Genomic DNA, 12400 nt, shown 5'->3' with positions numbered 1-12400 from the left:
AGGAACGTTGAAGACTACGACGTTGATAGGCTGGGTGTGTAAGCGTAGCGATACGTTGAGCTAACCAGTACTAATGATCCGTGAGGCTTAACCTTACAACACCGAAGGTGTTTTGGTTGAGAGACTACGATATTGATTTTCAGCTTGAACCGAGATTTTAAGTCGATGGTTATGTGAAAGCATGACGGTTGATGAAACAGAATATGCCTGGCGGCACTAGCGCGGTGGTCCCACCTGACCCCATGCCGAACTCAGAAGTGAAACGCCGTAGCGCCGATGGTAGTGTGGGGTCTCCCCATGCGAGAGTAGGGAACTGCCAGGCTCTAAATTCAAAGCAGTAAAAGCCAGAATGTGACATCTGGTGGTAATAAGAAAGAAATTCGGTGGAGCGGTAGTTCAGTCGGTTAGAATACCTGCCTGTCACGCAGGGGGTCGCGGGTTCGAGTCCCGTCCGTTCCGCCACTTAATTAAGCCCTGAGTCTTTTAGACTCAGGGCTTTTTTTATACATAAAATTCATGAATTTTTTCCTATTGTTGCTTTTTACGCAATTATCTTCTGCATTTATCCATCTTTTTCACCAAAGTTAAACCCTTCATAATCCTCGAAAGACAAAGATACGTCCCCCAACGAGGTTAATAATGACAATTCCTGCATTTGGTTTAGGTACTTTCCGTTTAAAAGACGACGTAGTTATCGCATCAGTAAAAACCGCGCTTGAATTAGGTTACCGCGCGGTCGATACCGCACAGATTTATGACAATGAAGCTGCTGTAGGGCAGGCGATTGAAGAAAGTGGTGTTGCACGCAGTGAGCTTTTTATCACCACCAAAATCTGGATCGAGAATCTTAACAAAGAAAAATTAATCCCAAGCTTGAAAGAAAGTCTGCGCAAATTGCGTACAGATTATGTCGATTTGACTCTAATTCACTGGCCATCACCAAACGATTCAGTGCCGGTTGCAGAGTTTATGCAGGCGTTACTTGAAGCGAAAAAAGAAGGACTGACGCGCAAAATTGGTGTTTCTAACTTCACTATCGACCTGATGCAGCAGGCTATTGATGCGGTGGGGGCAGAAAATATAGCGACCAACCAAATTGAGCTTTCACCGTATTTGCACAACCGTAAAGTCGTTGATTGGGCACATGAACATAACATCCATATCACTTCTTATATGACGTTGGCTTATGGTAAAGCGCTGGAAGATGAAGTGATTGGCCGCATTGCGCAGAAGCACAATGCAACGCCTGCACAGGTCATCCTGGCATGGGCAATGAAGTTGGGTTATGCGGTGATTCCTTCATCTACAAAACGTGAGAATCTGCAAAGTAATCTACAAGCGCAGACTCTCATGCTCGATGAGGAAGATATGATGGATATAAGTAAACTGGACTGTAACGATCGACTGGTTAGCCCAGAAGGTCTGGCTCCACACTGGGATTAATTTTTCATTACAGCCCCTGCGGGGGCTGTTGTACATGCTCACTTAGAAAATCAATAAATGCTCTAATCCGGCTACTGACAGCGCGATCGCTGTAATACACCGCACTGAATGGCATTTCTACGGGCAGCAGTCTGTCTGTCAGCAATTCCACAAACTTCCCTTCAGCTATTTCTTTATTAATCATATAGTCAGATAGACACGCAATCCCATTTCCCGTCAGGCATAGTTGCTTAAGTGTTTCACCACTATTCGATGTTATTCCCGGCGTGATGTCATAACGCAGCCCATCAGCCTGAGCGACTGGCCATTTGTTCAAGCTCTCTGTTTCAGAAAATCCCAGACAGATATGATCCTGAAGATCCTCAGCACATTGTGGCATACCGAACTGCGCTAAATATTCCGGCGAGGCAATAATTTTACGGCGGCTGGAAAAAAGAGGCCGTGCCCGCAACGTTGAGTCTGTCAATGTGCCCACTCGTATCGCTACATCGACTTTTCGCTCAATCAAATTAATAAATGTCTCAGATGAGATGAGGGAAAGCGTCACCTCTGGATAGCGTTCACGAAAGGGCTTAATCAGCGGCATTAAAAGATGCAGCATGACAGGCGTTGCAGCATCGATGCGTAGTAAACCACGAGGGCTTTGTCGGGTCTCCATCAGCTCATTTTCTGCAGCAGCCATTTCCTGCAAAATCTGTTGAACACGACGGAAGTAGCGCTCGCCTTCCTCTGTGAGACTCAGTTGGCGCGTTGTACGATTTAGCAGAGTCACACCTAGCTTCATTTCTAATTTCTTTACCGAGCGACTGACTGCCGAATTTGCCATCTCGAGCAGAGTCGCTGCGCGACTAAAACTCCCGCTTTCTACGACAGCGACAAAAATCGCCAGTTCTTCTGAGGTGGCCTTCATTATTGCTCCTGAGACAATATTCTATTGAGATTTTGCATATTTTTGTTATTTAACCATCTTGCCATAATGCGTGTCATCAAAAGACACCCGTTATGGAGTAAATTATGCCTCTGGCGCTTTGGGCACTGACTATCAGTGCATTTGCAATCGGTACTACCGAATTTGTGATTGTTGGGCTGGTACCAACTATTGCTGACCAACTTTCAATTTCGCTCCCTTCTGCGGGATTGCTGGTTTCAATTTATGCATTAGGGGTTGCGGTTGGCGCTCCTGTGCTAACCGCTCTGACAGGAAAGTTGCCTCGTAAACAGCTACTGATTGGCTTGATGGCGCTATTCACGGCAGGTAATTTACTTGCCTGGCTTGCACCAAATTATGAAACGCTGGTCGTTGCTCGTCTACTTACAGGCCTCGCACACGGTGTTTTCTTCTCAATTGGTTCAACTATTGCAACCAGTCTGGTACCTAAAGAAAAGGCTGCTACCGCAATCGCCATTATGTTTGGTGGTTTAACCGTTGCATTGGTTACAGGTGTGCCCCTCGGAACATTTATCGGCCAGCATTTCGGATGGCGCGAAACATTCCTCGCCGTTTCAGCTATTGGTGTTATTGCCTTGATCAGTAGCACTATTCTGATCCCAAAAAATATTCCAACACGTGCGGTTGCTAGCTTAAAAGATCAACTGAAAGTGATGACTCATCCCCGCCTATTGATTATTTATGCGATAACGGCTCTGGGATATGGTGGCGTGTTTACTGCATTTACCTTCCTGGCTCCGATGATGCAAAACCTTGCAGGTTATTCACCAGCGGCAGTGAGCTGGATTTTGCTGGGCTACGGTGTCTCTGTTGCTATCGGTAATATCTGGGGCGGGAAACTTGCCGATCGCCATGGTGCAGTACCTGCTTTGAAATTCATTTTTGCAGCACTTGCAGCATTACTACTGGTCTTCCAATTTACTGCGAGTTCACATATTGGCGCTTTAGTGACGGTGTTGATTATGGGCGTCTTTGCATTCGGTAATGTACCGGGATTGCAGGTATATGTTGTGCAGAAAGCAGAGTTATATGCGCCAAATGCTGTGGATGTTGCCTCTGGACTGAACATTGCCGCTTTTAACGTCGGGATTGCATTAGGATCTGTTATCGGTGGTCAAACAGTTCAAAGCTTTGGTTTAGCTCAGACGCCGTGGATTGGGGCTGTAATTGTTGTTGGTGCACTGTTCTTAATTACTATCAGTGGTCGACTAGATGCACGTCGTGAAGTTGCTATCAGTTAGTGAATTAGAACATGGCTGTTAGCAATGACTTACGGTCTTGTTCGTCAATGGTTTGAATTGGTCGTTGAAACTCGACACCAAAGTCCCTATAACTGAAAGACAGCCTTCGATTTGGAGGCTTCTTTGGTTACAGAGGTCATTAGTAAAAACGTGCGCAAAAATACTTATGCCATGAGATATGTTGCCGGTCAGCCAGCAGAACGCATTCTGCCTCCTGGCTCATTTGCAACTATTGGTCAGGCATTGCCGCCCGGAGAACCTTTACCAAGTGAAGGCTCACTAAAAGTATTGGTGTGGAATATCTTCAAACAGCAGCGTGCAGAATGGCTTTCTGTACTGCAAAACTTCGGTAAAGATGCTCACCTTGTTTTATTGCAGGAGGCTCAAACGACCCCTGAACTGGTAAAGTTTGCCACCAGTAATTATCTGGCTGCTGACCAGGTTCCGGCATTTGTTCTGCCTCAACACCCCTCAGGTGTTATGACACTTTCCGCTGCTCATCCTGTTTATTGTTGCCCACTACGTGAACGTGAGCCGATTTTACGCTTGTCCAAATCCGCATTAGTGACCGTATATCCACTGCCTGATGGTCGGCTGTTGATGGTTGTAAATATCCACGCGGTCAATTTCAGTCTTGGTGTCGATGTCTACAGCAAACAGCTTGGGCCGATTGGCGATCAAATTGGTCACCATAATGGGCCGGTTATTATGGCGGGTGATTTTAACGCCTGGAGCCGTCCACGTATGAATGCGCTTTACCGCTTCGCTCGTGAAATGACTTTGCGGGAAGTGCGCTTCACCGATGACCATCGCCGCCGTGCTTTCGGTCGTCCGCTTGATTTCGTGTTTTACCGTGGTTTAAACGTTGCGGAAGCCTCTGTTTTGGTGACTCGTGCGTCCGATCACAATCCTCTACTAGTCGAATTCCGTCCCGGCAAACCTGAGCTGAAGTAAGGTAAGTCAGGTCTGCCATTGGGCAGACTATGTGCTGCCCTTACTTACAATCATCTGCAAGGACAATACAATGACAACACAATCTCACCATGACAAAGTCGATCAACAGTTTGGCTCGCAGGCCAGTGCCTATCTGACAAGTGCTGTGCACGCTGCTGGCCGCGATCTGGAGCGTCTAAGCGCGCGTCTGGCTGATTTCCCTGATGCACGTCTGCTCGATATGGGGTGTGGGGCGGGGCATGCGAGCTTTATTGCGGCCGCTCAGGTGAAAGAGGTGATTGCTTATGATCTCTCGGAACAGATGCTGAGTGTGGTCAATGATGCTGCTAAAACGCGTGGCATCTTCAACATCACGACTCGACAGGGTTATGCAGAAGTGTTGCCGTTTGATGATGGCTCTTTTGATGTGGTGATTAGCCGCTATTCAGCTCATCACTGGCATGATGTTGGTAAAGCATTGCGTGAAGTAAAACGAGTCCTGAAACCAGGTGGTGTAGTTATTTTTATGGATGTGATGTCTCCAGGCCATCCAGTTCTCGATATCTGGCTGCAAACGGTTGAAGCATTGCGCGATACATCTCACGTTCGGAATTATTCCAGTGGCGAGTGGTTGAGCCTGTTTAATGATGCGGGCTTGGTCTCGCAAAACCTCTTATGCGACCGATTGAATCTGGAGTTCACATCCTGGATTGCCAGAATGAGAACACCTGAAGCTCTGGCTGACGCTATTCGAATCTACCAACAGAGTGCATCAGACGAAGTGCAGCACTATTTTGAGTTGCAGGGAGATGGCTCTTTCACCAGTGACATTATTATGGTGGAAGCCAAAAAGGTTTGATGTTTTGAAATAGAAATAAAAAAGGCACCCAAAAAGGTGCCTTTTTCTTTGATTAACAATCAAGTATCAGGTGTAGAGTTGTTGCTAACGAATAGCGTCAACTGATCTCCAGGTTTCAGATCGTCTGTATCGTCGTTCCAGCGCAGAACATCCTTGATGTTCACACCGTGACGTTTCGCGATACTCGACAACGAGTCACCCTTACGCACCTTATAAGTGATGCTATCGTTCTTAGCTAAACTCTGTACGCCATTTTTGACGCTGAGTGTTTGGCCGACTTTAATGTGCGCGCCGCGTATGCCGTTCCAGCTTTGCAAATCTTTTGCACTCACGCCTAAGCGTGAAGCGATGCTCGATAAGGTATCACCTGAACGAACACGGTAAGATTTGCTGCCACCTGCAGTACTGCGGTTATCAGCGACTAGCCGAGGCTGCACTGCTGCAATTTCACCAGAAGCCAAAGAGGCTTTTAGCTGATCAGCATGCTTTTTAGGCACCATTACATAACGCTGATTCTTGCCAACGGTGGAAGTTTTCACCCCGGCGTTGAATGTCTTCAGCGTGCTTAATGATATACCTGCCATTTCGGCAACCTGCGTAAGCTCAACCGGATCACTTACTTCTACGCGTGCTAATGCACGGCTTTCGTCAGTAGTTGGTAAACGTACGCCGTACTTTTTGCTGTTTTTGAGAATATCACTCAAAGCCAACATTTTTGGTACGTAAATTTTGGTTTCCCGTGGCAGTGAAAGCGACCAAAAATCCGTTGGTAAACCACGAGCTTTATTCGCTTTCATTGCCTTCAGTACACGACCTTCGCCGCTGTTGTACGCCGCCACGGTTAATAACCAGTCGCCGTCAAACATCTTGTTCAGACGCTGCATCATATCGAGTGCGGCAGTGGTGGAAGCCACTACATCACGACGTGCATCGTATGCTTTGGTCTGTTTTAAACCATAATTTCGACCCGTACTCGGTACAATCTGCCAGATGCCAGCGGCATTCGCAGAAGAGGTAGCGTGGGGGTCAAAAGCGCTCTCCACTATGGGTAGCAGTACTAGTTCCATTGGCATGTTACGTTTCTTAACTTGCCCGGCAATCCAGTACATATACGGCTCTGCCCGTAATGTTACATCGTGGAGATAGCTCTTATTCTTCAGGTACTTCTGTTTCTGTTCGCGGATCCGGATATTCTCCGGTACCCCCATCTTTAGCTCGTCGCCAATGAAGTTCCACAAGTTTTGGTTATCCGCGAGGTATGTCCCATCGTCCATCCATCGCGAACCTGTGTACTTTCCTGCTTCACCTTGACCAGCTGCAGACAGACTCTGTGCGTGCTGTTGGATGTTGCCGTCATGCCTTGACGCCTGGCACCCCACAAGCAAAACAGAGGCGAGTAATATCGCTTTTGCCTTCATGTGTGTGTCAAATGGTTGCTTAAAAGACGAGCAAGAATACCTTCCACTTTAAAACAACACAACCAAAAAATTCAGAAGGTATCTTTCTTTGTCCGTAACCAGGCGAATATTTGCTGTGGTTGTTGCAAGTTTGTTTCTTTGTTTATTTTTCTTTTTAAATCAATATCATCTGTTCTTAAGAATAAATTTATTTCGCGTTCATTTACCAGAGAACTTGGTAAGGTTGATTGGTTTTTTGCACGTAACTCATTAACTTTTCGACAGTATCGGTTTAACTTCTCATCGTCTGGAAGGATAGATAAGGAAAACTTCATATTTGAAAGAGTGTATTCGTGTGCGCAGCAAATTAACGTATCGGCGGGTAATTTGTTAAGTTTTTGAAAAGAATCATACATATTTCCCGCCGTGCCTTCAAAAAGCCTTCCGCAGCCGCCAGAAAACATCGTGTCACCGCAAAAAAGATAAGGTGCGCTATAGAAACAGATATGTCCTAAAGTGTGACCCGGTGTGGCAATTACAGTAAATTCATACTTCAAAATATTGACCAGATCGCCGTCTTTAACTACCCGGTTCGTTCCCTTATCTTCTGTCTCCTCGGGCCCGTATACCACAAGGCCTGGGTACTTTTTAAGAAGTTCTTTTACGCCGCCAACGTGGTCGTTGTGGTGGTGGGTCAGTAAAATAGCTTCTGGTTGCCAGTGGTTATCTTCAATGGCTTTTAGTACTGGATGAGCTTCGCCCGGGTCGACGATGATGCATCTGCTTTGCTCATCATTCAGAACCCAGATGTAGTTATCCTGGAACGCAGAAATACTGTTAAGATTCATAATTCAACCTCTCTGAATTGCGCTAAGAAGGTAGTGATGAAACCGGCAAGGATACCTGTAAATTTCATTTCACCGCATCATTGGGGAGAACTGCCCTGGGGCGAGTACTACCGTGAGGCGCTGGAATCCCAACTTCAGCCGTGGTTTGCTAAGATGTTTGGTTTCCACTTGCTGAAAATCGGTAACTTAAGCACCGAAATCAACACAGAAGCCTGTGCTATTTCACACCAGGTGAATGTTGCCTTACAAGGCGAACGACTCCAGGTGAATGCCGATCCGCTATATTTGCCTTTTGCGGGTAAATCAGTTGATGCATGTATGTTGGCTCATACATTGCCGTGGTGCCAGGATCCTCATGGGTTATTGCGTGAAGCTGACCGGGTATTAATTGATGATGGCTGGCTAATTATCAGCAGTTTCAACCCGGTGAGTTTATTAGGTTTAGGCAAAGTCGTGCCATTTATCCGCAAACGTGCGCCATATCGCTGCCGAATGTTTACGCCGATGAGGATGTTCGATTGGCTGGCATTGCTGAATTTTGAAGTGATGCACCAACGCAGTTTCCAGGTTTTACCCTGGAGTAAACAAGGTGGGAAAATGCTCAGTACCCATCTTCCTGCGTTGGGATGCATGCATGTCATTGTGGCGCGTAAGCGGACATTACCCCTTACGCTCAATCCAATGAAAAGCAGGAAAGCAAAAACGCAAATCCGCTCAGCTGTGGGGGCAACACGGCAATTTCGTGAAGCAACTAAGGCTTCGCCGTCTCTGGCTGATAACCCACGTCCTCGAGAGTTGGATTAGAAGCAGCTTCACGGGCGAGTTCATCACAACGTTCGTTTTCAGGGTGACCGGCATGGCCTTTCACCCATTCCCAACTGATTTTGTGCTCGCTTAAGGCAGCATCCAGTCGCTTCCATAAATCGACATTCTTGACTGGTTTTTTATCGGCTGTTTTCCAGCCACGTTTTTTCCAGTTATGAATCCATTGGGTAATACCCTGACGAACATATTGGCTGTCGGTGCTAAGCACAACGTCACAAGGCTCGACCAACGCCTCAAGTGCAACGATTGCCGCCATCATTTCCATGCGATTGTTTGTGGTCAGGCGAAAGCCGACGCTAAAAATTTTTTCGTGCTGTTTGTAGCGTAAAATAGCACCATATCCACCCGGGCCCGGGTTGCCGAGGCAAGAGCCATCGGTGAAAATTTCTACCTGTTTGCGCATCTCTGGTAGACTTCCTGTGATTAAAAAACCAAGTCTGACATAAACGAGCGCCATGAGCACAGCAATTACACGACAGATCGTCCTCGATACAGAAACCACCGGTATGAACCAAATCGGTGCTCACTATGAAGGGCACCGCATTATTGAAATCGGTGCGGTTGAAGTCATCAACCGCCGCCTGACGGGTAATAATTTCCACGTATACCTGAAACCTGATCGTCTGGTAGACCCGGAAGCCTTTGGCGTGCATGGAATTGCCGATGAGTTTCTGGCAGACAAGCCAACCTTTGATCAGGTTGCTGATTCGTTCATGGACTATATTCGCGGCGCAGAGCTCGTCATCCATAACGCATCGTTTGATATCGGGTTTATGGATTATGAGTTCGGCAAACTCAAACGCGATATTCCAAAAACTAATACCTTCTGCAAAGTTACCGATAGCCTCGCTCTCGCCCGAAAAATGTTCCCGGGCAAGCGTAATAGCCTTGATGCACTTTGCTCACGTTATGAAATAGATAACAGCAAGCGAACGTTGCACGGCGCATTGCTCGATGCCCAAATTCTGGCCGACGTCTATTTAATGATGACGGGTGGACAAACTTCTCTGAAGTTTGCGATGGAAGGGGATGTGCAGCAGCGTAGTGGAGATAACGGAATTCAACGTGTTGTACGCCGCAGTTCGGGTATACGCGTCATTCGTGCCAGCGATGCAGAACTGGAAGCGCATGAATCGCGACTCGACCTGGTGGAAAAAAAGGGCGGAAGTTGCCTGTGGCGTTTATAAAAGCAGCGCAAATGCATTAAAAATCACCGTTTGGGTGAAATTAACGGCAAACGATTAGTTTAATAAGAAAAAACGTTGACGCTCATCAGCCCTATACGTATTATCTGCCTCGTTCCCGACGGGGAACAAAACGCGGAGCGGTAGTTCAGTCGGTTAGAATACCTGCCTGTCACGCAGGGGGTCGCGGGTTCGAGTCCCGTCCGTTCCGCCACAATTAGAAAGCCTGAATCAGAAATGATTCAGGCTTTCGTCGTTTTATTCCTTCGAAACTACAACCTGTCCATTGTATCCCGCAACGTCACTCACTTTATCTGCACGTGCCAACCAGCGATAACAGCCTGCACTCAGGAATGCGCCGATAAACCAGCTAAAGTTAGCCACCTCATGCAGTGCCGGAATAAAGCTGATGATTAAGCCAATGGCAACCGATGGCAGCAGTGCGAGAATCGCTTTTGGGTTGAAACCACTTTTGTACCAGTAGCGGCCTTTTGGCGTGTCATCAAACAGATCGTCGATATAGATTTTGCTGCGTTTAATGATGTAGAAGTCAGTCAGCAGAATACCGAACAGTGGCCCAATAAACGCACCCAGCACATCCAGCGTGTAGTGAATAAGTTCTGGTGACTGGAACAAGTTCCATGGTGTCAGCAGTACAGATCCCACGGCTGCAATCATCCCACCGGTACGGAAGCTGATTTTTTGCGGCGAGCAGTTCGAGAAGTCGAAAGCAGGTGATACAAAGTTTGCCACGATATTAATACCGATAGTGGCGGTGATCATGGTCAGTAAACCGATGGCCATCGCGAGGCTATTGCCCACATGGCTTACCGTTTCGATAGGGTCGGTGATCATTTTGCCAAACAGGGATTGTGTACCGGAAACAATCACCACGGTCACGATAGAGAACAGCAGGAAGTTAAACGGCAGCCCCCAGCGGTTGCCACGACGGATCTCTTTCATACTCTTGCCATAGCGCGAGAAGTCACCGAAGTTCAGCAATGGGCCTGAGAAGTATGAAACGACCAGTGCTGTTGCGGTCAGCATCTGCCACGCCTGCTCACCAGAGCTAAGTTGTTTGCTGGCAAGCGTAAATGAAATTCCGTCAAATCCAGTTTGATACAAAATCCAGCCCGCCAACGCCATCATCACGATGTATACCGCAGGCCCTGCAATATCAATAAATCGTTTGATAGCGTTCATACCGTGCCAGAACACCATCGCCTGAAGCACCCACATAATGCCGAAGCAAACCCAGCCGAGATGCGACAGCCCCAGGAAATGCCCGGTGGTCATTGGCGCAAGCGAGGGCCAGAATTTCAGCATAACGAGCATCAATGCATTTGCGGCCAGATAAGTCTGGATACCGTACCAGGCGAACGCGATTAACCCGCGTATCACTGCCGGAATATTGGCACCGAACACGCCAAATGCCTGGCGGCAAATTACTGCGTAGGGTACGCCCGCCATTTGGCTAGGTTTTGCTACCAGGTTCGCGCACAGCTGTACGATGCAAATCCCTACCAACAAGCAAAGCAAAACCTGCCAGCTTGCCAGCCCTAGTGTGAAGAAGCTGGCAGCCACCACATAGCCACCCATGCTGTGAACATCGGACATCCAGAAAGAAAAAATATTGTACCAGGACCATGTCTGGTTGCGCGTTGGCGCCAGATCATCATTACACAGGCGCAGGCTGTAGCCGGCATTGGCGCTCTCGGTCAAAGCTGATGACGTATTTTCATTGTTTGGCATGAAATCTGCTCCTTTAAAAACAGATGCTGACGGAATGTCTGCAACTTTCGTTGCATTAACCGGGCCAGGTTTCATGTTTTGTGGAACAAATGGATTATTCAGGCTTTTTGGTGCATTAATAAGCCCGCGTGATTACTTATTGCGCTTTACTATGGTGCATTTGAACATTTCGTTGCCCGGATCTGGTGCTAAACCGGTGGCAAAAATACAGAGGACTCAACATGACGAAACATTTGATTCAGGTGATTAACCCGAATACTAACGTGGCAATGACGCACACCATCGCGCAAGCGGCGCGCAGTGTCGCTGCACCTTCCAGCGAAATCATCACGGTTTGCCCATCACAGGGCGTGGAGTCAATAGAAGGACATTTTGATGAAGCGATAGCGGCTATTGGTGTGCTTGAGCAAATCAAACTTGGCAAAGAGCAGGGGGTCAGTGGTCACGTCATCGCCTGCTTTGGCGATCCTGGTTTACTGGCCGCACGTGAACTCGCCAGTGGCCCGGTTATCGGCATCGCCGAAGCTGCTATGCATGTTGCAACTATGGTTGCGACACGTTTTTCTATCGTCACCACTTTGCCGCGCACTGTGATTATTGCGCGTCATTTATTACGCCAGTATGGCTTCGAGCACCACTGCGCAGCGCTGCATGCGATCGATTTACCGGTACTTGCTCTGGAAGATGGCACGGGTCTTGCTCAGATGAAGGTGCGCGAGCGTTGTATGCAAGCCATGAAAGAAGATAACAGCGGAGCGATTGTGCTCGGTTGTGGCGGAATGGCTAATCTTGCAAGGGAACTGACTGCTGAGTTGGGTATTCCCGTAATTGATGGCGTAACAGCAGCTGTGAAAATGGTCGAGTCCCTCATCGCTCTTGGGCTTGGAACCAGCAAACATGGTGACCTCGCGTATCCGAATAAAAAGCCGTTATCAGGCTGTTTTGACATGCTGAGTTGAAATTCTGGCT

At 47.7% G+C, this 12400-nt stretch carries 13 protein-coding genes, 2 tRNA genes and 2 rRNA genes; 12 read left to right on the top strand and 5 right to left on the bottom strand.

The window, feature by feature from the left end:
- The 4 genes from LVQ77_RS08865 to dkgB form a co-directional block, all read left to right on the top strand.
- Nucleotides 1-95 (top strand): 23S ribosomal RNA (locus tag LVQ77_RS08865); the annotation flags it as partial.
- Nucleotides 96-206: 111 nt separating this feature from the next.
- Nucleotides 207-322, top strand: a 5S ribosomal RNA gene (gene rrf, locus LVQ77_RS08860).
- A 63-nt stretch (nt 323-385) separates the two neighbouring features.
- Nucleotides 386-462 (top strand) — tRNA-Asp (locus LVQ77_RS08855).
- 177 nt (nt 463-639) lie between these two features.
- A complete protein-coding gene (gene dkgB, locus LVQ77_RS08850; protein ID WP_232904214.1) occupies nt 640-1443 on the top strand; it encodes a 2,5-didehydrogluconate reductase DkgB in 804 nt (267 codons plus the stop codon).
- Between the two features lie 7 nt (nt 1444-1450).
- Here the strand turns inward: dkgB and yafC are convergent, their stop codons facing one another.
- Nucleotides 1451-2353: a DNA-binding transcriptional regulator YafC gene (gene yafC, locus LVQ77_RS08845; RefSeq protein WP_232864033.1), complete on the bottom strand. Its 903-nt coding sequence runs from the start codon at nt 2351-2353 to the stop codon at nt 1451-1453.
- A 104-nt stretch (nt 2354-2457) separates the two neighbouring features.
- Between yafC and LVQ77_RS08840 the strand changes: the two genes are divergently transcribed.
- The 3 genes from LVQ77_RS08840 to LVQ77_RS08830 all read left to right on the top strand — a co-directional run bounded on the left by LVQ77_RS08840 (nt 2458) and on the right by LVQ77_RS08830 (nt 5425).
- Nucleotides 2458-3633, top strand: coding sequence for an MFS transporter (locus tag LVQ77_RS08840; RefSeq protein ID WP_232864034.1), 1176 nt, complete (start codon nt 2458-2460; stop codon nt 3631-3633).
- A 150-nt stretch (nt 3634-3783) separates the two neighbouring features.
- Nucleotides 3784-4587, top strand: coding sequence for an endonuclease/exonuclease/phosphatase family protein (locus LVQ77_RS08835; RefSeq protein ID WP_034461607.1), 804 nt, complete (start codon nt 3784-3786; stop codon nt 4585-4587).
- A gap of 70 nt (nt 4588-4657) precedes the next feature.
- Nucleotides 4658-5425, top strand: a complete 768-nt coding sequence (locus tag LVQ77_RS08830) for a class I SAM-dependent methyltransferase (RefSeq protein ID WP_232864035.1) — start codon at nt 4658-4660, stop codon at nt 5423-5425.
- Between the two features lie 59 nt (nt 5426-5484).
- On the opposite strand, the gene mltD is transcribed toward LVQ77_RS08830, so the two are convergent.
- Nucleotides 5485-6843, bottom strand: coding sequence for a murein transglycosylase D (gene mltD / locus LVQ77_RS08825; RefSeq protein WP_151995608.1), 1359 nt, complete (start codon nt 6841-6843; stop codon nt 5485-5487).
- Nucleotides 6844-6914: 71 nt separating this feature from the next.
- Nucleotides 6915-7670: a hydroxyacylglutathione hydrolase gene (gene gloB, locus LVQ77_RS08820; RefSeq protein WP_232904213.1), complete on the bottom strand. Its 756-nt coding sequence runs from the start codon at nt 7668-7670 to the stop codon at nt 6915-6917.
- 36 nt (nt 7671-7706) lie between these two features.
- Here gloB and LVQ77_RS08815 point away from each other — a divergent pair, with 36 nt between their 5' ends.
- A complete protein-coding gene (locus LVQ77_RS08815; RefSeq protein ID WP_232864037.1) occupies nt 7707-8474 on the top strand; it encodes a methyltransferase domain-containing protein in 768 nt (255 codons plus the stop codon).
- Here LVQ77_RS08815 and rnhA read toward each other — a convergent pair.
- Nucleotides 8422-8898 carry a ribonuclease HI gene (gene rnhA / locus LVQ77_RS08810; RefSeq protein WP_064516408.1) on the bottom strand — a complete coding sequence of 159 codons (477 nt, stop codon included), beginning with the start codon at nt 8896-8898 and terminating at the stop codon, nt 8422-8424. The genes LVQ77_RS08815 and rnhA overlap by 53 nt on opposite strands.
- 52 nt (nt 8899-8950) lie before the next feature.
- Between rnhA and dnaQ the strand changes: the two genes are divergently transcribed.
- Together dnaQ and LVQ77_RS08800 are read left to right on the top strand one after the other, a co-directional pair.
- Complete coding sequence (gene dnaQ, locus LVQ77_RS08805; protein ID WP_151995604.1) at nt 8951-9682, top strand: DNA polymerase III subunit epsilon; 732 nt, start codon at nt 8951-8953, stop codon at nt 9680-9682.
- 134 nt (nt 9683-9816) lie between these two features.
- Nucleotides 9817-9893 (top strand) — tRNA-Asp (locus tag LVQ77_RS08800).
- 44 nt (nt 9894-9937) lie between these two features.
- On the opposite strand, the gene LVQ77_RS08795 is transcribed toward LVQ77_RS08800, so the two are convergent.
- Nucleotides 9938-11431, bottom strand: a complete 1494-nt coding sequence (locus LVQ77_RS08795) for an NCS1 family nucleobase:cation symporter-1 (RefSeq protein WP_232904212.1) — start codon at nt 11429-11431, stop codon at nt 9938-9940.
- On the opposite strand from LVQ77_RS08795, the gene LVQ77_RS08790 reads away from it, so the two are divergent.
- A complete protein-coding gene (locus LVQ77_RS08790) occupies nt 11430-11681 on the top strand; it encodes a hypothetical protein (protein WP_232904211.1) in 252 nt (83 codons plus the stop codon). The two genes, LVQ77_RS08795 and LVQ77_RS08790, sit on opposite strands and share 2 nt — an antisense overlap.
- Nucleotides 11653-12390: an allantoin racemase gene (hpxA, locus tag LVQ77_RS08785; RefSeq protein ID WP_232904210.1), complete on the top strand. Its 738-nt coding sequence runs from the start codon at nt 11653-11655 to the stop codon at nt 12388-12390. The genes LVQ77_RS08790 and hpxA overlap by 29 nt, the downstream gene beginning before the upstream one ends.
- The last annotated feature ends 10 nt before the right edge of the window (nt 12391-12400 follow it).

It is taken from the genome of Buttiauxella cochleicola (assembly GCF_021282435.1).
Lineage (GTDB): Bacteria > Pseudomonadota > Gammaproteobacteria > Enterobacterales > Enterobacteriaceae > Buttiauxella > Buttiauxella massiliensis.
The sequence above is the reverse complement of the archived record's forward strand: the minus strand, read 5'-3'. Positions and strand labels throughout refer to the sequence as shown.

Coding starts and splice junctions, on each gene's coding strand:
- hpxA (WP_232904210.1), top strand. CDS start 11,653: ATGACGAAACATTTGATTCAGGTGATTAACCCGAATACTAACGTGGCA.
- mltD (WP_151995608.1), bottom strand. CDS start 6,843: ATGAAGGCAAAAGCGATATTACTCGCCTCTGTTTTGCTTGTGGGGTGC.
- LVQ77_RS08840 (WP_232864034.1), top strand. CDS start 2,458: ATGCCTCTGGCGCTTTGGGCACTGACTATCAGTGCATTTGCAATCGGT.
- dnaQ (WP_151995604.1), top strand. CDS start 8,951: ATGAGCACAGCAATTACACGACAGATCGTCCTCGATACAGAAACCACC.
- dkgB (WP_232904214.1), top strand. CDS start 640: ATGACAATTCCTGCATTTGGTTTAGGTACTTTCCGTTTAAAAGACGAC.
- rnhA (WP_064516408.1), bottom strand. CDS start 8,898: ATGCGCAAACAGGTAGAAATTTTCACCGATGGCTCTTGCCTCGGCAAC.
- yafC (WP_232864033.1), bottom strand. CDS start 2,353: ATGAAGGCCACCTCAGAAGAACTGGCGATTTTTGTCGCTGTCGTAGAA.
- LVQ77_RS08795 (WP_232904212.1), bottom strand. CDS start 11,431: ATGCCAAACAATGAAAATACGTCATCAGCTTTGACCGAGAGCGCCAAT.
- LVQ77_RS08790 (WP_232904211.1), top strand. CDS start 11,430: ATGAAATCTGCTCCTTTAAAAACAGATGCTGACGGAATGTCTGCAACT.
- LVQ77_RS08830 (WP_232864035.1), top strand. CDS start 4,658: ATGACAACACAATCTCACCATGACAAAGTCGATCAACAGTTTGGCTCG.
- gloB (WP_232904213.1), bottom strand. CDS start 7,670: ATGAATCTTAACAGTATTTCTGCGTTCCAGGATAACTACATCTGGGTT.
- LVQ77_RS08815 (WP_232864037.1), top strand. CDS start 7,707: ATGAAACCGGCAAGGATACCTGTAAATTTCATTTCACCGCATCATTGG.